Here is a 24,056-nt window from a genome sequence, read left to right on the forward strand (position 1 = left end):
TTCTGGCACCCTGACCAACCAAACAACTACGGCCGTCAAACGCCCCACGAGGCCCACCTAGACGCATCTCGGTGGGACTCCTGAATTCCTCACCAGCTCAGTCCGCCAATCGGTCCTGAATCGCCGCCAGGCGCTCCTGACCAGCAGTACGGTCGTGTTCTCTGAGCTGCGAAAGAAGGCCCGAGTTCACACCTCCTAGAGGGGGTGCAGAAATCGCACGTCGCTGGGATTCAGCCTCCTGGACGAAGAATTGACCCCCTGGACGGTTCTGATCCAATTGTCCCATCGCCGTCAGGCATGCGTGCGCACATTTAAGCGCATTCTCGGCATCGGTGCTGGACCGATAGAGGGCCGCATAACGCAGCACAAGAATCGAGTAGAAGGAGTAGATCCCTGCCACCTCGATGATCTCATCGCCAGAGGATTCAAGTTCTTGGAAACCTTCCAGGATCTCCACGTAACTCCGGAAAGAATCAACCGGAATTCCATATTCCCAGAGATCCCCCACGACGTGGACGACGAAATCGACGTCTCTACTCCGCGCAGGGTCACCACCACACAACCCTGTGAAGATCTGCACCATACGCTCCGCGCAGCTCGCCACGAAGGTTGCAACCTGCCCCTGGGACTGCCTGCGGACTACCGCCGCAACCATCTCGTCGACTACCACTCAAACGTCCTCTGGCGAGTTGTCTTTTTGCCGTTCCCCGGATACACCTTGCCCATTATTTTACCACCGGTGCCTCGGATGAGTGGCGCGCACACACCCAGACAAACATTGCGAGAGGCGCCTCCCGCAGTGGGAGTCCACCCCATTTTGTTGATAAAGAGCAGGGCGTTCTGCTCTGCGTGAGTGCGCGGAATGTTATCGGCAAGAATCTCACCCTTGCCGATAGCGGATGTCTGCGCGGGCGTCAGGCCGTCACCAGATCCCGCAACGACGTTGATCGGGCCGTAAGGGGTGTCCGCCCGGACAACAGCCACAGTGCTCACATTCTTGCGAACAAACTCGTCCGGCTCAGCGGCGTGAATCTCGCTCGCTCGCGCGGAGAGATTGCAGTTGTGCGCCAGAACCGGCGCAGCCCCCGCCACCGCATAGTACGTATGAACGCTCTGAACCGTCAGGTTGTGTACGGTCGCGCCCTGCGTCCATGCCTGGACGGCGGTGATCTGGACCCAACTACCGGAGCTGGTCCGGAGCCACTGGCCGGGCTTCAGGTCGCCGGCGTCGATCCACTTCTTCAGCTCGGGGACCCAGAAGGGGTGACCGTCGGTGGCGATGAGGCTGCCGACGGAGCCGTCGGGGTCCGCGGGCCGGGTGACCTCGACGGTCTTGCCGGAGTCACCGGCCTCGGCCGATACGGAGGCTGTACCGGGGCCGTCAGGCGAGGTGCGCACCGACAGCCGCACCAGGTCCTTGCTGCCCTTGCCGATGATGGTCGCGACGACCGGTTCGGCCTTGGTCTCGCCCGTTTCCGGGTCGGTGGCCAGGACCTTGTCGCCCGTCTTGACGTCCTCGATGGGCTTGCGGGTGCCGTCGGCCATCAGGACCTTCGTGCCGGGCACGAAGCTGTTGGTGGCGCAGCTCTGGTTCTGCTGGGGCTGGGCCGCCTCCTTGACCTGTTCCTTGGCCTGCTCCTTGACCTCCTGCTTGACCTCCTTCTTGATCTCCCTCTTGATCTGCCGGGAGCCCTGCGGCTTGGCCTGCTTGGGCTTGGGGTGGGACTTGGGACGGGGCTGCGGCTTGGCGCGGGGCTTGGGCCGCTGCTTGGGTGCGGAGCGGTACTTCGCCGCGCGCTTGGGTGCCGCCTTGGACGCGGCGCGCGGCTTGGCCTTCTTCGCGACCCGGGCCGCGAGCTTGCGGACCGCGGCGGCGCGCGCCCTGGCCGCGGCCTCCTGCTGGGCCCGCTTGCGTGCCGCTTCGGCGGCCACCCGCTTGGCGAGCTCGGCCGCGGCGCGGCGCCGGGCCTCCTGCTCGGCGAGCCGCTTGGCCGCCGCACGCGCCGCTGCCTGCGCCGCGCGCCGGGCGGCGGCACGGGCCGCCGCACGGGCCGCCACCTGGAGGGCGATGCGAGCGGCGATGGCGATGAAGACCGGGAAGAAGTTGCCGTCCGGGTCGGACTCGGTGGCAGGCGCGTTGTTGGCGTAGGCGTACGGGTTCATCTGCTGCGGGATGCCGAAGTCGATGACCGGGTCCACCGTGATGAAGCGTCCGGTGGTCGGGTCGTACTCCCGCGCCCCGAGCTGGGTGAGGCCCGTCTCCTCGTCGGTCCGGCCGCCGACGAATCCGCGCTTGCCGGGCCAGGAGGTGGGCCGGGTTCCCCGTGCCTCGCCGAAGGGGGTGAGCAGCCGGCGTTCGACCGGAAGCCCTTCCTGGTCGAGGCCGACCGAGGTGTAGGCGCTGCCGTGGTGGTCGTTGAGCAGCAGGGTGAGCCGGCCCTTGCCGTCGGTGCCGTCGCCTTCCTCGGTGGTGCGCACCGTGGTGGCGCCGTCGGGGTGCTCGTAGTACCGGGTCGCGGACAGCTTGCCCTTGGCGTCCACGGTCAGCTCGGTCTCGCCGAGGTAGAGCGTGGTGGCGCCGTCGGCACCGCGGTGGATGAGCCGGTTTCCGTCGGCGTCGTAGAGGTTCTCGGTGGTCTTGCCGTTCTCCGTGATCTTGGCGAGGTTGCCCTCGGCGTCGTAGGAGAGGGTCTGCACCGTGCCGCCGACCTGCCGGGTGGTCATGTTGCCGGCGTCGTCGTAACCGTAGGTGCTGACCGAGGTGCCATCGGGGCCCTTGGACTCGACCTTGGACAGGGCGCGCGGCCGGTCCTTGCCCGGCCCGGGGTAGTGGTAGGTGCGGGTGACATCGTTGGCAGTGTTGCCGGTGGTGTCGTGCTCGACGAGCTGGGTGCGGTTGCCGACCGCGTCGTAGCTGTAGCTGTGCCAGTAGGCCTGCGGCCCGCCGACGTTCGTCTTGGACGGTGCCGCCGCGCAGTCGTCGGTGGCCGTCCAGGCGGAGGTCATCCGGCGCAGCGCGTCGTAGGCGAAGCACTGGGTGTCGGCCTGGCCCGCGTCCGGCATGGCCGCGCCCGGGGTGCGGGCGAGCTGGGTGACGTTGCCGGCCGGGTCGTAGCCGTAGGAAATGTCGTCGATGCGTCCGCCGTTGGCGTCCTTGCTGTCGCGGTCGTGGACGGTGCGGCTCAGGCGGCGGGTGTGCTCGTCGTAGAAGGACGTCGAGTAGACCTTCCGGCCCTGCACACCGGACTGGCTGCGCAGCAGTTCACCGGAGGCGGAGTACTCCACGTGGGACGAGTAGTCCGTCAGTCCGCCGGTGCCGGTCGGCAGGTCCTCCTTGTTGTAGCTGATGGCCAGCCGTTCCTTGACCATCGGGCCGGTCTGCGGGATCAGCGTCCAGAACGGCAGGCCCGTGTTGGGCTTGTAGCCGTACTCGTACGCGTAGGTGCCCGCGAGCTTGCCCTCGGTGGACGGGATGACGAGCTGGGTGCCGGTGGGCTGGTAGGCGTGGTTGTAGCCGGTGACCTCGTTGCGGTACTGCGCGTCGCCGGCGTACCGGATCGACGCGGACGGCAGGCCCTTGACCAGGGTGTCGTAGGTCCACTCGGCCAGCTTGGGGCCGTCCTGGCCGCCCTCACGCAGGGACGTCGGCCGGTCCAGGGCGTCGTAGGTGGTCGACACCCGCTTGCCGCGGGCGTCGGTGACGGTGACGGGCCGGTCGTCCCGGTCGTAGGCCGTGGTGCTGGTGCCGGCGTCCGGGTCGGTCTTCTTGACCATCCGGCCGCGGGCGTCGTACTCGAAGGTCCAGGTGTTCTTGTCGGGGTCGGTGACCTTCGACAGCAGGCCCTTGCGGTTGTACTCGTAGGAGGTGTCGTTGTACTTGGTGCGCTCGGCGTCGAGGTATTCGCGGAGCTTGGTCGTACGGCCTTCCGGGTCGGTGAAGGTCGTCTTGACGGTGGCGCCCTTCGGCGGGAAGACCGTGGACTCGTTGCCGCGGTACTCGGCCGTGGTGACCTGCTGGTCGTCCCCGAAGCGCCGGGTGACCTCCTTCACCGGGCGGCCCAGGCCGTCGAGGGTGGACACCGTCTGGTGCGGCACCTTGTTGTCGCCGACGATCAGCAGCGTCTCCGCCACGTCGCCCTCGGCGAAGTAGGCGTCGTTGGTCTTGACGACCCGGCCGTGGGTGTCGTGGAAGGTGTCGCTGATCAGCCGCCCGCCGCCGACGCCCGGGTCCTGGTTCTGCCGCTCCCTCAGCATCCCGTCGTAGATCTGGACCGAGGTGGAGTAGGAGCCGTCCTCCTTCAGGGACCGGGTGAGGACCGTGGTGGGCGCGGTTTTTGTGATCTTGTACGCGTACTCGGCGCTGGGCGACTGGCCCTTGGCCTTGTCGCGGTTGACGTCCCAGACCTTGGTCAGGCGGCCCAGGCCGTCGTAGACCATGTCGTTGCGCCGGCCGTTGGCGTCTATGACGGCAGTGGTCATGCCGCGCGCCGGGTCGGCGTGGGTGGTCTCGGTGTGCCCGAGCGGGTTGGTGACCACCGTCTTGGTGGGGATGGCGCCGGTGGCCGGGGTGTACTCCGTACGGGTCGCCTCGTCGTTGGTGTCCCAGCTGGTGACCGGGCGGCCGTGCACGTCGTACTCGGTGCGCTCGGTGACCTGGTAGCCCTTGCCGTCGCCGGTGATCTCCTCGACGGAGGTGATGTCGCCCTTGACCGGGGCGGCCCCGAGCTTCCCGCCGTCGTAGTAGGTGCGGGTGTCGGAAACCACCTGGCCGCCGGACGCCCCGCAGGCACCGGTGACGGTCCGCTCCTGGGACTCCAGCTCCAGGATCCACTTGTCGGTGTTGCGGGCGTACGTCACCGTGGTGCAGGCGTCGTCGTCCGGGTCCGCGAGATCGCCGAAGTCGTGGGTGGTGACCGGCTGGCCGTACTCGTCGTAGGTGATGGTCTCCTTGGTGCGCAGCCAGCTTCCGTCGGCCTGGCGGGTGCGTTCCTCACTGCCGGCCGGCTGGCCCATGTACGCGTGCAGCGGGGGCGCCGTGCGCGTGGGGTCCTTGTCGTCCGCGCGGCTGCGGGTGGCGGTGACCTTGGAGGTGGGGGTCGACTTGGTGGCGGACTCCAGCCGGCCGCCCTCGTCCAGGTAGGTCAGCGACTCCCGCTGCTGCCCGCCGTACTGGGGCAGGTCCGGGATGGCGGTGCCATCGGAGTCGGTGACCTGCACCTCGCGCTTCTTGCCGTCCGGCAGCCGGTCGCCGTCCATGCCCCGGAAGTAGAGGTGCTCGGTCATGGCGCGCTTGCCGTCGTCGCCGCGGCCGGTGAGCGTGCGGACCTTGGCGTAGCCGCGGTACTGGTTCCAGGTGCGGTGCTTGTCCTCGGTCAGCTCGCTCTCGTCCCAGGCCCAGGCCGGGGCACCGACGTACTGGTAGGAGGTGACCACCGGCGCGGCGTCGGTGACCTTGTCCTCTTCGCGGACCTCGGTGACGACGTACTTGTGGAACCAGTCCTGGATCGGCTTGTCGGCCCACTCCGGCGTCCAGAAGACCGGGTAGCAGCGCATGCCGTTGTCGTGCGGCGTGGGCAGCTTGACCTTGCCCGGCATGGCCGAGCACTCCTGGGAGGAGTAGGTCACGCCGACCGTGGAGCCGTGCTCGGTGTCCACGGCCTGGACGCGGTACCGGGCGAACGGCTCCAGCCCTTCGAAGCCGTCGACGCGGTTGTGCATCATCTCGCCGCGGAAGGTCACCGGGGGCAGGGTGGTGTCCTGGCCGCCGGTGTGCCCGGTGCGGGTGATGGAGGCCAGCCACAGGGCGGGGCTGGTGCCGTCGGTCGCCGGGAAGCTCTGGACGAGGTCCCAGGTGTCGGCCTTGGTGTAGGCGCCGCCGACCAGTGCCTCGGTGGTGACCTTCGTCAGGCGCTTGGTCGTCCAGAAGCTCGGGGAGAGCTTGTTGGCGCACTTGGCGCCCGCGTCACACTTGAGGTCGAAGGGGACGTCGGGCCAGTACTTGGCGTTCTCCTTGGTCAGCTTCCCCGAAGCGCAGTCGAACGCGGAGCCCGGCAGGCAGCGTTCGGCCACCTGGAAGTTGACTCGCGCGGCGGCCTTCGCGGTGAACAGGGAGTCGTTCCGCTGGCCGTAGTCGATGCGGGTCAGGTAGGCGTCGCGGTCGTAGCGGACCGGCTTGTCCGCCTTGCCGAGCCGCCCGTAGTGATTGGTGTCCTTGGCCCACCACAGGCTCATGGCGTCGCCGTGCGGGTCCACCACGTAGTCGAGGTTCCAGCGGTAGGCCTGGGTGCAGTCGGAGGTGTCGAAGGCGCCGGTGTGGCACGGTTCGCCGGCGTGGTTGCCGAACACCGGGACGGTCTGCGTGGAGTGCGTCTCCGGCTTTCCCTCGGACCAGCCGGGCAGGCGGTTCAGGCCGAACCAGTACTGCGTGCCGTCGGTGGTGGTCAGCACCCAGTGCTCACCGTCGTTGTCGCCGTTGGCGGCACCCTTCTTGAGCTCGATGCGGGCGCCGTCGTCGTCGGCGAGCTTCCACTCCCCGGTCTCGTCGTCCCGGACGAGTTCGTTGCTGGAGCCGTCCAGGGACAGGGTGACGCTGTCGGCGAACCAGCACAGGTCGCCGGTCTTGGTCTTGTTGTTCGCGCCCTCCCGCATGTCCTGGGAGCAGGTCTTGTAGCGGCGCTCGACGAAGCCGGGGTGGTAGTCCCAGCCCTCACCGATCCAGGAGGACTGGTTGTTGGTGGAGGCGGTACGGCCGTCGATGGCCTGGGAGGAGTAGCCGAACTCGATCTCCGGCTCGGGCCCGCCCTGCGCCTCGGGGACGTCGATGGGGTGGGTCCAGGAGAAGCCGCCGGACTGTCCGCCCGCGGCCCAGGTGCCGGACGGGGACAGGGAGGTGGCGCCGAAGCTGCCGGTGGGGCCGGACGTCCCGGCCGCCGCCGCGAGCATCAGCGGGCGGTTGGCGGAGAGGGTGACGCGGGCGGTCAGCCGCTGTGCGGCGGAGTCGTTCTCGCCGTCGATCGGCTCGGGGGTCGCGCAGTCGCCACGCCCGGGGGTGGTGGCGGCGCAGTCGGGGAGTTTCACCAGCCGCAGCCGGGAGCCCCAGTCGCCGCCGTAGTGCTGGGCGTACGAGGAGTAGTCGAGCTCGACGTCCACCTGCTGCCGGGGCGGTGCGCGCTGCGCGGCGGTGGCGCCGGCGGTCTGCGGGCGGGGGCCGGTGCCGTCCGGCGGGGTCTCGCCGTCCGTCTTCCCGGGGCGTACCGCACGGCCGGAGCCGGTGTCGCCGGGCGCGTCGTCCTCGCGGTCGTCGGACGCGGGCGCGGCGGTGGCCGTGAGTTTGACGACCGGTCCGTCCACGCCGAGGCTGGACGTGGTCCGGGTGTCCGGCAGTTCGACCTTGACGGTGTCGAGGCCGGGCGCGGCGGAGGCCGCGCGGCGCTGCCCGACGGGGGTCACCCGCACCGGCAGGGCGCCGGCCTGCCCGGCCTTTCCGGCCACGCGCCGGCCGTCGCCGCGGGGGGCGAGGGATGTCTTGGTGGCGGGGGCGAGGTCCACCTCGGCGCGGCCGTGCGGCAGTCGTGCGGCAGGGGCCTTCCACGGGGTGGCGGCGCCGTTCTTGTCGGCGCGCTTGCGGCCGGACCATTCGTGGCCCGCCACCGGCCGGTCCCGCTGGAGCGCCGGCAGATCGGCCCCCGGACGGCCGGCCTCCGCCGGGCTGACCGGGCTCAGCAGGGATATCAGCAGCGAGAGGAACACCACTGAGACGGTCGGTCTCCACCGTCTTCGTGGAGACCACCAGTCGTGTAAGAGGGACACGGCTACTCCTAAAGGTCAGGTAAAGCTCACGCCGTTGTATCCGTTCGCAACATTGTTCGACAACCCCGCCTTGATGATGCTTTGGTGTCACATGCGCCACATCCGTGTTCAAAGAAGCGGTAAAGCGTTTGTCCGGATTACGAGGTCAAAGTCTTGCCCGTAGAAGGGAAAAGTGTGATATCGACGAGTGGTCGCCTCAGACCCCGCAGAGCCTTACGCGCCCGAGCCGGCGCCCTGGCGCTCGTGGTCGGCGCCGGCACCCTGTCCCTGGCCCCGGCGGCCGGAGCCGTCGGCGCCTCCTCCGCGTCCGAGGCCGCCCGTCCCCCCGCCGCGTCGCCCGCCACCGAAGCGGGCGCGCTGGCCCTGGCGCGACGCAGCGGCGAACCGGTGGAGGTCACCGCGCTGCGGACGGAGACCCAGGAGGTGGTCGCCAACCCGTCCGGCACCTTCACCCTCACCCAGCACGCCGGCCCCGTACGGGCCCGCAAGGACGGGAAGCTGGTGCCCGTCGACGCGACGCTGGAGCGCGCCGGCGACAAGATCAGGCCAAGGGCCACGACGCTGGACGTCGCTTTCTCGGCGGGTGGTGACAAGGCCCTGGCCACCTTGTCCGAACAGGGCCGCTCGCTGGCCCTGGAGTGGCCCGACAAGCTCCCGGCGCCGGTCCTGGACGGCAACGAGGCCACCTATGCGGAGGTGTTCCCGGGCGTCGACCTGAAGGTGCGCGCCGAGACGGACGCCATGTCCCAGCTCCTCGTCGTCAAGAGCGCGGAGGCCGCCCGGAACCCCGAACTGAAGCGGCTGAGCCTGGGCTTGAAGGAGAACGGGCTGACCGTCCAGAAGGACCCCGGATCCGGTACGGTCCGCGCCGTCAATCCCGCCGGCCAGGAGGTGTTCTCCTCCGCGACCCCTCGCATGTGGGACTCCTCGGCACCCGCCGCCACCCCGCCGAGCACCTTCGGCGCGCGCCGCGCCGGTGCCACCGCCCCAGCCGGGTCCGCGGACGCGGGCCCCTCCGAACTTGGCGGGAAACAGGCCGACGTCGACCTGGACTACTCGGGCGGGATCCTGACCCTGACGCCCGACCAGGACGTCCTCAACGGGCAGGACACCACCTACCCCGTCTACATCGACCCCACCTTCGGCGGCAAGCGCCAGGCGTGGACCATCGCCTACAAGCCCGCCCCCACCACCTCCTTCTGGAACGGCGCGGGCTGGAACGGCAAGGGCACCACCGAGGCCCGGATCGGCCACGAGAGCAGCGGCGGTGGTACGGCCCGCTCGTTCTTCGAGATGGATTCCAAGGGCCTGGCCGGAGTCGACGTGATCTCGGCCCAGTTCACCATCGTCAACGTCCACTCGTGGTCCTGCACGGCCTACCCCGTCGAACTGTGGGACACCGGGGTGATCTCCCCCCGCACGACGTGGAGCCAGCAGCCCGACTGGATCCGGCTCATCCAGACGCTGCGCTTCGCCCACGGCAACGACGATCACGGCTGCGGGGACCGCGGGGTGGACTTCGACGTGACCTCGATGGCCAAGGACGCGGCCAAGAAGAAGTGGGCCACCATGACGCTCGGCCTGCGGGTGCCCAAGGAGTACGAGGACCGCAAGGACCCGTACGCCTGGAAGAAGTTCAACAGCAACCCGAAGCTGATCGTCGAATACAACCGGGCCCCCGACAAGCCCACCGGCTACGGCAGCAACCCGCACGTACCGTGCCAGGCCACGCCGTACCCGAAGATCGGCAACACCGATGTCCAGCTCTACGCGAAGATCTCCGACCCGGACGGCGGCACGCTCAGGGCACGCTTCCAGATGTGGCCCACCGGCAGCACCGCCGGCAACATCTTCGACAGGACGGTGGACGTCACCAGCGGCAGCATCGCCAAGGTGACCGTGCCCAAGAGCACCTTCAAGGACGGCACTTCCTACTCCTGGCAGGTCGCCGCCCAGGACGGACGCTCGACCACCGCCATGACGCCCAACCCACCGTGCCGGTTCACCATCGACGCGACCCGCCCGAGCACCCCGCCCGCGGTCAGCTCCCAGGAGTTCCCCAACGGTGACGACGGCACGCACGGCGCCCCGGCCAGGACCACCGGCACCTTCACCCTCGCCAGCAACGGCGCCAAGGACGTGGTCCGGTACATCTACGGGCTCAACCAGAAGAACCCGACCACCAAGGCCAGCCCCACCGCCCCCGGCGGCAGCGTGCAGGTCAGGCTCACCCCGACGCACGCCGGTCCGCACGTGCTGTACGTCTACAGCGAGGACGCCGCCGGCAACCGCTCCGACACGGTGGCCTACCTCTTCTACGCCTCCGGCGCCGGCGTCAAGGACGAACCCGGTGACCTCAACGGCGACGGCACACCGGACCTGTGGGCGGTGGACGTCGACAACAGACTGCGCATGTACTCCGGCAACGGCGACGGCGGGAGTTTCGGCATGCACATGATCGCCGCCGAATCCGGATTCGAGAACACGCTGATCACCCGCCGCGGCGACTACACCAACGACGGTTACGAGGACCTCGTCGCCCGCCATGCCGACGGCAAACTCTGGGTGTACGCCAATACTGGATTCGGCGACGTCGACACCGACAACGCCCGGGAATTCACGCAGTTCGTCCCCGAGCTGGACCCGGCCAAGATCACTCAGCTCACCTCCCTGGGAGACGTCACCGGCGACGGCTACCCGGACCTGCTCGCCCGTGTCGGCGACGGTCTGTGGTTCCTGGTAGGCCACCCGGCGGGCTACGTCGAGGACGCGTACCCGCTGGCGGAGTCCGGCTGGGCCCGCCGCGATCTCGTGGCCCCCGGTGATCTGACCGGTGACGGCCGGCCGGACCTGCTCGTCCGCGACGACACGACCGGCCAGGTCCTGCTGCATCACGGAGCGGCGGACACGGTCACGGGCGGCACCGACCCCGCGAGCCTGGTGAACGGCACCACCACCGTCTACGGCTCCGGCGGCTGGTGGCGGGCCAAGCGGCCACTGCTGGCCGCGCCCGGTGACGCGAACGGCGACAAGCTCACGGACCTGTGGGCCACCACCGACGAGGACACCGGCATGCTGCTGTACTACCCCACCAAGGGCACCGTGAACGGCACCCCGGTGCTGGTCGGCAACGGGGGCTGGAACACCTCGATCAAGGCCATCACCTGACCGATCCGCCCTCCGGGGGGCCGGCGCCCGCGCACGCTGGACGGGCGCCGGTCCCTCGCGGGGCTTTCCGGCCGGATGGAAGGTCCGGCCGACGCTCCGGGCTGTCCGCATCTGCCGGCCACAGGTGAAATGATCTCGCTGCTATCGACGTGATCACGGCTTCGGGACAAACCGAGCGCGCCTCCACAAAAGTCCTGCCACCGCTCTTCGAGCCAACGGGCGACATCCTATGAATCACCGTTCGATGAGCCAGGGTGAAAGGATGGCGACGAACTCTTCGTCGGATATCTGCACGCCTCCCCAACCGAACCCCCGCCATGCGTGCGCGCGCTGCAGAACGGGCAACGGAATGCCGAAAGCGAGACGGAATGAGGCGATGAAGGAAATGGCGCCAAACGCCGGACCCAACTCTTCCCTGGAAATCGACGCGAGCTCCATCGCGCCTTTCCCTTCGGCACGAGCCGCTTTCAATGCGCTCACGACTTGATCCATGCCGTCCACCTCACCTTCAGCTCGCCCTGTGATTCAGAGCGTTGTCAGGGAGCTGGCGGTGGCTCCTCCGGACCACGACAGCGCCGTTCACCCCCCGAACACCCCCGGCCGCAGAAACCGCACGAAAGGCCGCCCCTCCGGCCCCTCGCCGTCCCGGGTGACGACCGCGCGTACCCCGTAGACCTCCGCGAGCAGGTCCTCGGTGATGACCTCGGCCGGGGTTCCGGCGGCCACCACTCGGCCGGCGTGGAGGACGACGAGCCGGTCGCAGAACATGGCCGCGAGGTTGAGGTCGTGCAGGGCCACGACGGTGGTCACGGGCAGTGCGGCCACCAGGGCGAGCAGGTCGAGTTGGTGCTGGACGTCGAGGTGGTTGGTGGGTTCGTCGAGCAGCAGCTCGTCCGGTTGCTGGGCCAGGGCGCGGGCGATCTGGACGCGTTGGCGTTCGCCGCCGGACAGGGTGTGCCAGGAGCGGTCGGCGAGCGCGGTCAGGTTGGTCCGCTCCAGCGCGTCCGCCACGGCCTCGTCGTCCTGCGGTGTGGCGGGGGCCCAGGCGCGCCGGTGGGGGATGCGGCCGAGGCGGACCACGTCGCGGACGGAGAGCTCGACCTGGGTGACGGCGTGCTGTTCGACGACCGCGATCCGGCGGGCCACCGTCCGGCGGCGCACCCGGTGCAGCGGAGTGCCGTCGAGCGTCACCGCGCCCGAGGCCGGGGCGAGCACGCCCGCGAGCAGGCGCAGCAGCGTGGATTTGCCCGAGCCGTTCGGGCCTAGGAGCCCGACGGTGGCGCCGGGCGGCGGCGTCAGGCTCACCCCGTCCAGGATCAGCCGCCCGCCCGCCTCCCGGGTGACGCGGTCGGCGCGCAGTCCGGGGGCGTCGGAGGAGGCGGCGCGCAGTCCGGGGGCGTGAGAGGCGGTGGGCAGTCCGGTATCGGGGGCTGAGGGCAGTCCTGTTCCGAGGGCGGTGGATCGCGCACCGGAGTGCGAACCGGCCTCGGAGGCCGTGCCCGTGCCGGTTCCGGCGTCCGGCCCGATGCGGTCACCATCGTTGTCCGCCCCGGCCTCCGGCCCCGCCCCCGGTGCCGTCACGACGCCCCCCGTCCGCCGCGCCCCCGGTACAGGACGAGGACGAACGCGGGCACCCCGACCAGGGACGTGATCACGCCCACCGGCACCTCCTGTGGCGCCAGTGCGGTGCGGGCCAGGGTGTCCGCCCACACCATGAACACCGCGCCGGTCAGCGCGGTGACCGGCAGCAGGCGGCCGTGGGCGGCGCCCACCAGGGCGCGGGCGATGTGCGGCAGCACCAGGCCCACGAAGCCGATCGCCCCCGCCACGCTGACCAGCACCGCGGTCAGGAGCGCCGTCACGCACAGCAGCACCAGCCGGGTCCGGGCCACCGTCACGCCCAGGCTCGCCGCCGCGTCCTGCCCGAAGGCGAAGGCGTCGAGCGTGCGGGCGTGCCCGCCGCACACCAGCAGCGTCAGGAGGAGGACGGCCAGCGCGGGCCACACGTCCTGCCAGCCCGCCCCGCTGAGCGAGCCGAGGAGCCAGAAGAGCACGCCGCGGGTCTCCTCGGCGTCCGCGGCCGTCAGGACGACGAACGAGGTGAGCGCGGAGAAGAGCTGCATGGCGGCGACACCGGAGAGGACCACCCGGTCCGTGGTGCCGCCCAGGGTGTGGCTGAGCAGCAGGACCAGCCCGAAGGAGCAGACGGCACCGAGGAACGCGCCCGCCGAGACGGACACCGCTCCCCCGCCGACCCCCAGGACGACGACCGCCACGGCGCCGGTCGAGGCGCCGGAGGAGACGCCGAGGACGAAGGGGTCGGCGAGCGGGTTGCGCAGCAGGGACTGCATCACCGCGCCGCACAGGGCGAGCCCGGCGCCGCAGAGGGCCGCCAGGACGGTCCGCGGCATCCGCAGGTTCCACACGATGCCGTCACGGATCGCGGAGGTGCCGGACTCGCCGCCGAAGAGGTGCGCGGACACCGCGGACCCCACGTCGGCGACCGAGAGGTCGGCGGGGCCGATGGTGACGGCGATGGCGACCGACATCACCAGCGCGGCGCCCCCGAGCGCCCACAGCAGCCCGCGCCGCAGCACTCGCGCCTCCCTGCGCGCAGGGGGCGCGGTCCGTTCCGGAGTACGCGTCGCCGTCATCGGGCGAGCCCGTAGTCGCGGAGCGCCGCCGCGACCTTCTCGACGCCTTCGACGGTGCGGATGGTGGGGTTCATCGCCTGGCCGCTGAGCAGGACGTAGCGCTTCTTCTTGACGGCGGTCATGTTCCGGGTCACCGGGTCGGACTCCAGGAACTCGATCTTCTTCCGGGCGCTCTCGGCGCTCTGCGACTTGCGGGTCAGGTCACCGAGGACCAGGACGTCCGGGTCGCGGTCGGCGACCGTCTCCCAGTTGATCTGCGGCCATTCCTCGCGGGTGTCGTCGAAGACGTTCTTCGCGCCGAGCTCCCGCGTGATGACGCCGGGGGCACCGCAGCAGCCCGCCATATAGGGAGCGTCGGAGTTGGCGAACCAGTAGAGCACCCGTGCCTTGGAGGCGTCGATGTCCTTCGTCGCCGCGCGCACCCGGGCCTTCAGGTCGCCGACGAGCTTCTCGCCGCGCTCCTCCACCCCGAAGATCCTGGCGAGGTCGCGCACCTCCCCGTAGACGGTGTCCATGGTGAGGGGCTTGGTGCGGACGCCGTCGCCGTCGCCGCTGTTGTCCTTGTCCGCGCAGTCGCCGGGCGACACGTACGCCGGGACGCCCAGCTCCGCGAACCGCTCGCGGGGTGCCACGCCGCCCTTGCCGACGGTGTAGAGGAACGACGCGGTGACGAGGTCGGGCTCCTTGTCGAGCACCTTCTCGAAGGAGGGGTAGCGGTCGGCGAGCCGCGGCACCTTCGCGTTGGCCTTCTCCAGGCCCTTGAGCACCGGGTCCGTCCAGGTGCCGGTGCCCACCATGCGGTCGGCGAGCCCCAGGGAGAGCAGGATCTCCGTCGAACCCTGGTCCAGGGAGACGGCACGGCGCGGGGGCCGCTCGACCGTGACCTTCCGGCCGCAGTTCGTCAGGGTGAGCGGGTATCCGTCGCCGCCGCCGGACTTCGCCGCGGGCGCCGGGCCGCCGCCGCAGGCCGTCAGCAGCAGGATGCCGATCCCGAGCAGGGCGGACAGGCGAACACGGCGGGGTATGGAGGACACACGTTCCCTCTGCGTCTCACGGCTCGTACGCGGAGCCTGGGTCACGATCCCCCGCCCGGCCGCGGACGGAGGTGCCAGCAGGTCTTCGGACTCGGGATCACGCGGACGGGGCGCCTTCCCAGATACCGATGTCGATCCAGTGGCCGTGCTCCGCCCGTCACCCTCACCGCTGCGCGTCAGCTCCGGATTCGCACCGGATTCCCTGGCCCTGATCTGCGGGTATGACTGGCCCCGGAAAGCTATCACGAGGGGTTTTCACCTCCCTCTCCGGGCGCTGGCCGGGGCTGCCGGGCGCGGATGGTGATCTTGTGCGGGGGCGGGTCTCGTGCGGGGCGGGCCGTGCGCGGGCCGCTGCCTTGGGTGGCCGTCTATCACGAGGGCGTGCGATCTCCGCGGAGCGCCGTGAACGGATAACGGATACTCGCGGAGCACCGTCCACGGGTGCCGGGTGCCGGGTGCCGGGTGCCATCCGTGATCGTCTTCGAGCGGCCCGCGCGACGCCCGTCCGCAGATGGTCGCGAAGCACCGTCCACGGACACCGGGTGCCGGGTGCCGGGTGCCGGGTGCCGGTTGCCGGTTGCCGGTTGCCGGTTGCCGGTTGCCGCCCATGATCGTCTTCGGGCGGCCCGCGCGACACCCGTCACCGACCCGGCACCCCGGACCCCACCACCCGCCATTCGAACAGCAGTTGACTTCCGTCGAACGGCGGTGTTCCACTGAGGTCATGCAGAAGCCGCTGCCGCTGGTTATCCGCGGCCACATCGACTTCGGTCGGGTGTGGTCCGCCTCGTGTTGCGTCTGACGACGTCCCCGGCAGCAGGCCGCCCGAGCGGCATCTCTTTCCGTCGGCGCACCGTACGGCCGTTTTCCTCGCGGCGGCGCGTCTTCGTACCGCCGAGCACCGGCTGCCCTCCCCTGGCGACACCCCGCGCTGACGTCCGCTGACGACGTCCGCCGGCGTTCACTGACGCGTTCCCGCTGACGATCGCAGGCCCCACCCGCCGACGACCGTCCGGCGGGCCCGCTCGGCGACGCCCGCGCGGCAGCCTCGCCCCCGCCGTGCCCCCGCACGCCCCGGTCGTCGTCCCCCGCGTACGCGGCCACCGGCCCGACGCGGTTCCTCCCCCGCCCTTCGCGCGAAAGGTCTCCCATGCCGGTCGAATTCCTCGGCATCGCCGCCACCAACGACGGCTCCGAAACCCGGGCCCGCTCCGGCCCCGCGTTCGACAAGGAGTACACCCTCCGGCTCGGCCGCGCCCACGAGGACCACGGCTGGGACCGGGTCCTGTTCGCGTACGGCGCCGGATCGCCCGACCCGGCGCCGGCCGCCGCGTACCTCGCCTCCCACCTGGACCGGCTCCAGATCCTCCTGGCGCACCGGCCGAACGTCTCCTACCCGACCTTCGCCGCCAAGACGTTCGCCACGCTGGACCAGATCAGCGACGGGCGGCTCACCGTCCACTTCATCACCGGCGGCAACGACCACGAGCAGCGGCGCGAGGGCGACACCCTGACCAAGGACGAGCGCTACGCGCGGACCCGCGAGTACATCCGCATCGTCAAGAAGATCTGGACGACGCACGAGCCCTTCGACCACGAGGGGGAGCACTACCGCTTCCACGACTTCGTCAGCGACGTCTTCCCCGTCCAGCAGCCGCGCCCGCGCGTCTCGTTCGGCGGTTCGTCGGCAGCCGCCTACGCGGCGGGCGGCGCCGAGGCGGACATCTACTGCCTGTGGGGCGAGCCCCTGGAGCGCACCGCGGAACAGATCGCCGCGGTGAAGGAGGCGGCGCGCGCGGCCGGGCGGACGGACGTGCCCCGCATCCAGGTCGCCTTCCGGCCGATCATCGCCCCGACCGAGGAACTGGCCTGGGAGAAGGCCCACCGCACGGTCGGCGCGATCAAGGCCCGTACGGCGCAGGGAGACTCCCCGCTCGCCCGCAGGCACCGGGACGCGCCGGAGAACGCCGGGTCGCAGCGGCTGGTCGCCATCGCGGAGGCGGGCGAGCGCTACGACCGGGCGCTGTGGACCCCGACCGCCGCGGCCACCGGCGGCGCGGGCAACTCCAACGCCCTGGTGGGCACGCCGGAGACGGTGGCGCAGGCGCTGCTGGACTACTACGACCTGGGCGTGGACATCCTCTCCGCGCGCGGCTACGACCTGCTGTCCGACGCCATCGACTTCGGCCGGTACGTGATCCCGCTGGTGCGCGAGGAGGTCGCCAAGCGCGACGCCGCCCGCCAGGCCGCCGACGCCCGGCCCGTCGCGGCGGCCCGCTGATGACGTCCGTCGCCGAGCCCGCCGGCGCCACCTGGGCGCGGGTCGGGGCCGGTCACCCGCTGGCCCGGCCGATGCTGGCCGAGTTGGAGGACGAGTACCTCAGACGCTACGGCGCGAGTGCCCGCCGGGAGATGACCCGTTACCCCGCCGGGGACTTCGCGCCCCCGGACGGTGTGCTGCTGCTCCTGTTGGAGGACGGCGATCCGGTCGCCGGGGGCGCGTTCCGCCGGTACGACGCGACCGGGGCCGAGCTGAAGCGGATCTGGACGCACTCGGCGCACCGCAGGCGCGGACTGGCACGGCGCGTCGTCACCGAACTGGAACGGATCGCGCGCGCCCGCGGCTACCGGCGGGTCTTCCTGACCACCGGGTCGCGCCAGCCGGAGGCCAAGGCCCTGTATCTGTCGGCCGGTTACACGCCGCTGTTCGACACGGCGGCCGATCCGGAGAGCCTCGACTCGCTCCCGTTCGAGAAGCATCTCGTCGACGGGGCGGGAGCCGGATGAGCTGAACGGGCCGGGCCCGGGGGACGCTCCCGGGCCCGGCTCCCGTCCGGAGCAGCGCCGCCGCGCCGAACGCCGGGCCCGGCAGACCACCGCAGTCCCCCCGTATGACGACCCCCAGGAAGGCCGGTCACCCCATGAAGTTCTCGGTCCTCACGATCATCGGTCACGCCCCGCACCCCCTCACCGGAGAACTCGGCTCCGCCGCCGACCGGCTGGCGGAGGTCGTCGACATCGGCGTGGAGGCCGAGCGGCTCGGCTTCGACGCGTACGCCGTCGGGGAGCGGCACGCGGGGGACTACCTCTCGTCCAGCCCCACCGTGCTCCTCGGCGCGCTCGCCGCCCGGACCCGCCGCATCCGGCTGATGACCGGCGTCACCGTCGTGGCGATCCTGGACCCGGTCCGGGTCGCCGAGGACTACGCGACGCTGGACCAGCTCTCCCGGGGGCGAGTGGAGCTGGTCGTCGGCAAGGGCGCGGAGGCCGGGCACTTCGACCTCTTCGGGCTCGACGAGGAGCTCCAGTGGGAGTACCAGGCGGAGAAGTACGAGTTGCTGCGGCGGCTGTGGCGGGAGGAGCACGTGGACTGGACCGGCCGGTTCCGTCCGCCGCTCAAGGACGTCACGACGGTGCCCCGCCCGTACGCGGGCCCGCCCCGGGTCTGGCACGGCTCCGCCACCAGCCTGAATTCGCCGGAACTGGCGGCCAGGCACGGCGATCCGCTGTTCACCGCCAACGCCGTCCAGCCCCGGGAGGCGTACGCGCGGCTGCTGCGGCACTACCGGGAGCGGTTCGCGGCGTACGGGCACGATCCGGCGCGGGCTTACGTGGCGGCCGGTTCCGGGGGGCTCTATCTGGCGGACACCCCCCAGCAGGCCGTCCGCGAGTTCAAGGAGCAGTACGAGGCCCGGGTCCGCCAGAGCTTCAAGCCGCACCTGGAGGGCAAGGCCGGGTACAACACGCCCTTCCGCACCATCGAGGACGCCATCGCGAACGGGCCCCAGCTCATCGGCAGCCCGCAGCAGGTCATCGACAAGATCCTCGGGTACCACGAGGTGTACCGGCACGATCTGCAGTCCATCAGTGTCGACGGTTACGGCCTGAGCCCATCCCGGCAGCGCGAGCAGCTCCAGCGGTTCGCCGAGGAGGTCGCCCCCGTGGTCCGCCGCGAGGCGCCGACGGCGCTGTGGGAGCCGGAGGACCCGCGGACACCCGGGGCAAACGCACCCGCCGGCCCACCGTCACCCGCCGTGTCCCGCCCCGTCACCTGAAAGGCCCGCGCCGCGATTCCGCCTCCGGGTGCGGAACGCCGCCCGGTCCGGCACGCTGAGCGGAGGAAGCGCTCCCGTCCGCGGCACCCGAGGGCGCCGCGCGGCGTACGGGGCGCGCCGACCGGACCGGCGACCTGGGGCGGGCCGCCCTCGTTCCCGGGACGGTCGGGCACGGACCGTTCATCCTTCCTGGGCAGCACGGGAGCCGCCGCCATGACGAAGACCGGGCAGCAGGAGGCCGTCCGCGAACTGCTCGACACCTACGGCCGCACGTACGCCGACGAGGCGGGCATCCACCTGAAGGACACCCCGCAGCCGCTCTACCGGTTGCTGGTGATGTCCGTCCTGCTGAGCGCCCGCATCCGCAGCTCCACCGCCCTCGCGGCGGCCCGCGCGCTGCACGACGGCGGAATGGGCGACGCCCGGCGGATGGCCGAGGCGAGCTGGCAGGATCGCGTGGACGCCCTGGGACGCGGCGGCTACCGCCGCTACGACGAACGCACCGCGACCCAGCTCGGCGAAGGCGCCGAACTGGTGCTGGACAAGTACGGCGGCGACCTGCGCCGCCTGCGGAAGGCGGCGCGCGAAGAGGCGGACGACAAGGGAGGCGGCAAGACGACCGCCTCCCTGCGCCGCCTCCTCCAGGAGGTGCCGGGCCTCGGGCCGACCGGCGCGGACATCTTCCTGCGCGAGGTCCAGGGGGTGTGGCCCGAGGTCGCCCCCTATCTGGACAAGAAGGCCCTGCAAGGCGCCCAGCAGCTCGGCCTACCCGGCAAACCCGACGCCCTCGCCCCGCTGATCGGCGACGCGTCCCCGGCCGTCTTCGCCGCCGCCCTCGTCCGGGCGTCCCTGGACAAGGGGCACGCCCTGGAGGAGGAGGACGACGAGGACGGGGACGGCAGCGGCCACAAGGGGAAGTGACGGGGCTGTGCAGGACGCCCGGCGGCCCGTTCCCCGTACGGATCTTCTTCGGTTCCGGTGTCCCGGCTGCCTCCGGCTCACCCCTGCCAGGCCCATTCCGCGACCTCCGGGAGGTCGGTGCCGTGGGCGCGGATCCAGGTGTGGTGGCGGGTGCGGAGGTCCTCCATGGACTGGCGGAGGGGGGCGGCGCGGACGGACAGGCCCGGGACGCGGTCGATGACGTCCATGACCAGGCGGTAGCGGTCCATGTCGTTGCGGACGACCATGTCGAAGGGCGTGGTCGTCGTCCCCATCTCCTTGTAACCGCGGACGTGCAGGTGAGAGTGGTTGGTCCGGCGGTAGGCGAGCCGGTGGATCAGCCACGGGTAGCCGTGGTAGGCGAAGATCACCGGCCGGTCGCGGGTGAACAGGGCGTCGAACTCGGCGTTGGTCAGGCCGTGCGGGTGCTCCTCCTGCGGCAGCAGCCGCGTCATGTCGACAACGTTGACGACGCGGACGGCCAGGTCCGGCAGGTGGTCGCGGAGCAGGCCGGCCGCGGCCAGCACCTCCTGGGTGGGCACGTCACCGGCCGCGGCCAGCACCACGTCCGGCTCCCGGTCGCCGGTGGCGGTGCCCGCCCACTCCCAGATGCCGGCGCCGCGGGCGCAGTGGGCGCGGGCCTGGTCGAGGGTGAGCCAGTCGAAGCAGGGCTGCTTGCCGGCCACGACGACGTTGACCCGGTCGCGGCTGCGCAGCACGTGGTCGGCGACGGTCAGCAGCGTGTTGGCGTCCGGCGGCAGGTAGACGCGGACGACTTCGGGGCTCTTGTTGAGGACGTAGTCGATGAAGCCGGGGTCCTGGTGCGAGAAGCCGTTGTGGTCCTGCCGCCACACGTGTGAGGTCAGCAGGTAGTTCAGGGAGGCCACCGGGCGGCGCCAGGGCAGGTCGCGGGCGACCTTGAGCCACTTGGTGTGCTGGCTGGCCATCGAGCCGACGATGTGCACGAACGCCTCGTAGGAGGAGAAGATCCCGTGCCGCCCGGTGAGCAGGTAGCCCTCCAGCCAGCCCTGGCACACGTGCTCGGACAGGACCTCCATCACCCGCCCGTCCCGGGCCAGGTGCTCGTCGGTGGGCAGGACGGCGGCCTGCCACGCCTTGCCGGTGACGCCGAAGAGGGCCTGCAACCGGTTGGAGGCGGTCTCGTCCGGACCGACCACCCGGAAGTCCCGCCGGTCGGCGGTGGCGGCCATCACCCGCTCCAGCAGGCCGCCGAGCACACGGGTGGGTTCGTGCAGGGTGGTGCCGGGCTTGTCCACGGCCACCGCGTGGCGTTCCAGGTCCGGCAGCGGCAGATCGCGCAGCAGGAGGCCGCCGTTGGTGTGCGGGTTGGTGCTCAGCCGGGCCTCGCCCTCGGGCACGCAGGCCAGGACGAGGGGAAGCGGGCGCCCCTGGTCGTCGAAGAGTTCCTCGGGGCGGTAGGAGCGCAGCCACCCCTCCAGTGCCTCGCGGTGGCCGGCGTTCTCCCGTACGCCGGCGAGCGGGACCTGGTGCGCGCGCCAGGTGCCCTCCACGGGAACGCCGTCCACGGTGGCCGGGCCGGTCCAGCCCTTGGGGGTGCGCAGCACGATCACCGGCCAGCGGGGCTTGCCCTGCTCGCCGCCTTCGCGGGCGGCCCGCTGGAACCGGCCGATCAGCTCCAGCGCCTGGTCCATGGCGCGGGCCAGGTCGCGGTGCACCTGGTGGGGGTCGTCGCCGGTGACGAACAGGGGATGGTGGCCGTAGCCCCGCAACAGGGCGTCGAGTTGGGATTCCGGCAGCCGGGACAGCACCGTCGGGTTGGCGATCTTGTAGCCGTTGAGGTGGAGGACGGGCAGCACCGCGCCGTCGTGCACGGGGTCCAGGAACGTGTTCGCGTGCCAGGACGCCGCCAGCGGCCCCGTCTCCGCCTCGCCGTCCCCGATCACGCAGGCGACCAGAAGATCGGGGTTGTCCAGCGCGGCCCCATAGGCGTGCGCGAGGGAGTAGCCCAGTTCCCCGCCCTCGTGGATGGAGCCGGGGGTCTCGGGCGCGACGTGGCTGGGCACCCCGCCGGGGAACGAGAACTGCCGGAACAGCCGCGCCATCCCGTCCGCGTCCCGGGAGACGTCCGGGTACGTCGCGCTGTACCCGCCGTCCAGCCAGGCGCCCGCCAGCACGGCCGGCCCGCCGTGCCCCGGCCCCCACACACAGATCGCGTCCAGGCCGCGCGCCCTGATCACCCGGTTGAGGTGCGTGTAGACCAGGTTGAGCCCCGGTGAGGTGCCCCAGTGGCCGAGCAGCCGCGGCTTGATGTGCTCCGGGCGCAGGGGTTCGCGCAGCAACGGATTGTCCAGGAGGTAGATCTGCCCGACGGCCAGGTAGTTGGCCGCGCGCCAGTGGGCGTCCAGCGCCTGGAGCTCGGCGTCGTCCAAGGCCGCGGGGTCCGGCAGGGGCGCGCCGCCGGATATGTCTCCGGGTACGTCGCCGCTTGTGCTGAGGTCGCTCACGGTTTTCCTCCTTGGTCGGGGGCGGGGGCGTGGTGGGGTGGTCCGGAGCGGGGTGGGCCGGGCTTTTCGCGGGGTGGGTGGGGCCGGGCGGTCCTCGGCTGTCCGGGTGGGCGGGCCACGTCTTCGGGCGTGCCGCGCGCTGAACGGTTCGGATCAAGGGGCGGCCGTCCCCCTCGGGCCCTCACGTTCGCGCGGACACGAGGAACGGGCAACAGCACCGCCGGACATCCTTGCCACCAGTGACCGGGGGGCCGAGAGGCCGGACGGAGCGGGGCGGGGGATCGTCCGGCCCCCCGGATGCGGCGTTGGACCCTCCCTGCGCGGGACCCGGTGCCTCCGGCTCCTTCGTACGCGGTGGATGGCCCTTCCGTACGCGGTGGACGACCCTTCCGTACGCGGTGGACGGCCCTTCCGCGCGCGGCATCCCGTGCCTCTCGTACGCGCCGGCCGCCCCGCCACCAACCGGCGGACGGCGTCGGTCCGTTCCGTGCCCGAACGGCCTGGCGCCGGGGCTGTTCGGCCCATCCCGGCGCACACGTCCACGGCAGAGGCTGTGGAGCGAAGGGAGAAAGCGGGAAACCGGCACCCGGGAGGCACGGGTGTCCGGCGGCCCGGCCCGAAGACGCCCTGACAGCGCGGGCCGGTACGCCGGGCACCCACGCCACGAACCCCCACCTGTCCTGCCGGTAGGACGACCGGTTCGCGAAGCCGGACCGCGTCGGTCGCGTACGCCACTCCGTCCGGTACGGGGGCGACGGCGACACCACCAAGAGGCGACGGTGCCGGACGCCGAGCCGCGTCCGGCTCCCCCACGCACGAGGAGGCGGCCCCATGATGACCACTTCGAGGCTGCGCACCATGACCGGGCGGCTGGGATCGCTCCCGGACCACCACCACGACCGCTTGATGACGCTGGCCCACGAGGTCTCCTTCCCCGTCGGCGCCCGCATCGTGGAGGAACACCGGACGGCCGACCGGTTCTGGATCATCCGCACCGGCAGCGTCTCCCTGGACCTGCGCGTCCCCGGCCGCCGCGCCGCGCCGATCGAGACGCTCGGCCCGGGCGACCTGCTGGGCTGGTCCTGGATGTTCCCGCCGCGCAGTTGGCACATGGGCGCGGAGGCCCAGAGCCCCGTGCGGGCCTGGGAGTTCGACGCCGAGGAGGTCCGGCGCGCGTGCCGCGAGGACGGCGCGTTCGGCTACGCCCTGACCCTGGCGGTGGCCGAGGTCATCGGACACCGGCTGGAGTGTGGCCGCAGCCGGCTGCTGGATCTCTACGGGCCGTACGGCAGCGGGCTCCCCCGGTGAGCGCCGTCGCCGAGCCTGCCGTGAGCCCTGCCGCGTTCCGTGCCGTGAGCCCTGCCGCGAACGCGCTCCCGTCCGCCATCCCCTCCCCCATCGTGATCCGGCTTCCGCTCCCGCTCCCGGGCGACGAGCGGAGCATCACCGCGAGCACCATGACGACTACCGCACCCACCTGGTGGAGACCACTTTCATGATCATCACCACTCCCCCGAACACGGCCAAGGCGACCACGGCGCGTACGACGCCCGCCATCCCACCACCAGCGGCCCGCCGATCGGTCCGCCACTCCCCCACGACCGCCGTCGGCAGAACGGCGCGGCCGTGCCCGGCCGATCGGTCCCCATCGCCGTTCCGTCCGGACCGGTCCGCATCGCCGTTCCGTCCGGACCGGTCCGCATCGCCGTTCCGTCCGGACCGGTCCGCATCGCCGTTCCGTCCGGACCGGTCCGCATCGCCGTTCCGCCCGGACCGGTCCCCATCCCGGTCTGCCTCCCGCGCCGGGTGGGCCCGGGCGTACGTGTCCGGGCTGTCCACCGGCGGCAAGGGGCGGACACCCGTCGTGCGGGCGATGTCCCGCGCCCTGTACGGCCCGTGCGTCGGAGCCCC

13 protein-coding genes and 1 riboswitch are annotated in these 24,056 nt (G+C 71.4%); of the genes, 6 read left to right on the top strand and 7 right to left on the bottom strand.

Translation table 11 applies throughout. From position 1 onward, the window contains the following. Window positions 1–97: 97 nt before the first annotated feature. Together ABZX96_RS27660 and ABZX96_RS27665 are read right to left on the bottom strand one after the other, a co-directional pair. Window positions 98–670, bottom strand: a complete 573-nt coding sequence (locus ABZX96_RS27660; RefSeq protein WP_355549608.1) for a hypothetical protein — start codon at window positions 668–670, stop codon at window positions 98–100. Then, complete coding sequence (locus tag ABZX96_RS27665; RefSeq protein WP_355549610.1) at window positions 664–7,749, bottom strand: RHS repeat-associated core domain-containing protein; 7,086 nt, start codon at window positions 7,747–7,749, stop codon at window positions 664–666. The genes ABZX96_RS27660 and ABZX96_RS27665 overlap by 7 nt, the downstream gene beginning before the upstream one ends. A 303-nt stretch (window positions 7,750–8,052) precedes the next feature. Here ABZX96_RS27665 and ABZX96_RS27670 point away from each other — a divergent pair, with 303 nt between their 5' ends. After that, on the top strand, window positions 8,053–10,977 hold the full coding sequence (locus ABZX96_RS27670) for a VCBS repeat-containing protein (RefSeq protein WP_355549612.1): 2,925 nt from the start codon (window positions 8,053–8,055) through the stop codon (window positions 10,975–10,977). A 234-nt stretch (window positions 10,978–11,211) separates the two neighbouring features. On the opposite strand, the gene ABZX96_RS27675 is transcribed toward ABZX96_RS27670, so the two are convergent. The 4 genes from ABZX96_RS27675 to ABZX96_RS27690 form a co-directional block, all read right to left on the bottom strand. Then, on the bottom strand, window positions 11,212–11,469 hold the full coding sequence (locus ABZX96_RS27675; RefSeq protein WP_355549613.1) for a hypothetical protein: 258 nt from the start codon (window positions 11,467–11,469) through the stop codon (window positions 11,212–11,214). A gap of 87 nt (window positions 11,470–11,556) precedes the next feature. Next, complete coding sequence (locus ABZX96_RS27680; protein WP_355549646.1) at window positions 11,557–12,366, bottom strand: ABC transporter ATP-binding protein; 810 nt, start codon at window positions 12,364–12,366, stop codon at window positions 11,557–11,559. Between the two features lie 188 nt (window positions 12,367–12,554). Continuing rightward, window positions 12,555–13,631 carry an iron chelate uptake ABC transporter family permease subunit gene (locus ABZX96_RS27685; protein WP_355549614.1) on the bottom strand — a complete coding sequence of 359 codons (1,077 nt, stop codon included), beginning with the start codon at window positions 13,629–13,631 and terminating at the stop codon, window positions 12,555–12,557. Beyond that, complete coding sequence (locus tag ABZX96_RS27690) at window positions 13,628–14,665, bottom strand: ABC transporter substrate-binding protein (RefSeq protein WP_355549615.1); 1,038 nt, start codon at window positions 14,663–14,665, stop codon at window positions 13,628–13,630. The genes ABZX96_RS27685 and ABZX96_RS27690 overlap by 4 nt, the downstream gene beginning before the upstream one ends. Before the next feature lie 58 nt (window positions 14,666–14,723). Continuing rightward, window positions 14,724–14,910: riboswitch (cobalamin riboswitch) on the bottom strand. A gap of 905 nt (window positions 14,911–15,815) precedes the next feature. On the opposite strand from ABZX96_RS27690, the gene ABZX96_RS27695 reads away from it, so the two are divergent. From ABZX96_RS27695 to ABZX96_RS27710, 4 genes are all read left to right on the top strand, one after another. Further along, complete coding sequence (locus tag ABZX96_RS27695) at window positions 15,816–16,946, top strand: LLM class flavin-dependent oxidoreductase (protein WP_355549616.1); 1,131 nt, start codon at window positions 15,816–15,818, stop codon at window positions 16,944–16,946. Further along, window positions 16,946–17,452: a GNAT family N-acetyltransferase gene (locus ABZX96_RS27700; protein ID WP_355549618.1), complete on the top strand. Its 507-nt coding sequence runs from the start codon at window positions 16,946–16,948 to the stop codon at window positions 17,450–17,452. Before ABZX96_RS27695 ends, ABZX96_RS27700 begins: the two co-directional genes overlap by 1 nt. 134 nt (window positions 17,453–17,586) lie before the next feature. Further along, window positions 17,587–18,720: an LLM class flavin-dependent oxidoreductase gene (locus ABZX96_RS27705; protein ID WP_355549648.1), complete on the top strand. Its 1,134-nt coding sequence runs from the start codon at window positions 17,587–17,589 to the stop codon at window positions 18,718–18,720. A 213-nt stretch (window positions 18,721–18,933) separates the two neighbouring features. After that, window positions 18,934–19,641: an endonuclease gene (locus ABZX96_RS27710; protein WP_355549619.1), complete on the top strand. Its 708-nt coding sequence runs from the start codon at window positions 18,934–18,936 to the stop codon at window positions 19,639–19,641. Window positions 19,642–19,718: 77 nt separating this feature from the next. Here the strand turns inward: ABZX96_RS27710 and ABZX96_RS27715 are convergent, their stop codons facing one another. Then, complete coding sequence (locus tag ABZX96_RS27715; RefSeq protein WP_355549650.1) at window positions 19,719–22,070, bottom strand: phosphoketolase family protein; 2,352 nt, start codon at window positions 22,068–22,070, stop codon at window positions 19,719–19,721. A gap of 906 nt (window positions 22,071–22,976) precedes the next feature. Between ABZX96_RS27715 and ABZX96_RS27720 the strand changes: the two genes are divergently transcribed. Then, the gene (locus ABZX96_RS27720; RefSeq protein ID WP_355549621.1) at window positions 22,977–23,453 is read left to right on the top strand and encodes a cyclic nucleotide-binding domain-containing protein; all 477 of its coding nucleotides are present in this window, start codon (window positions 22,977–22,979) and stop codon (window positions 23,451–23,453) included. Window positions 23,454–24,056: the final 603 nt, after the last annotated feature.

The organism is Streptomyces sp. NPDC003077 (genome assembly GCF_040611095.1).
GTDB lineage: Bacteria > Actinomycetota > Actinomycetes > Streptomycetales > Streptomycetaceae > Streptomyces.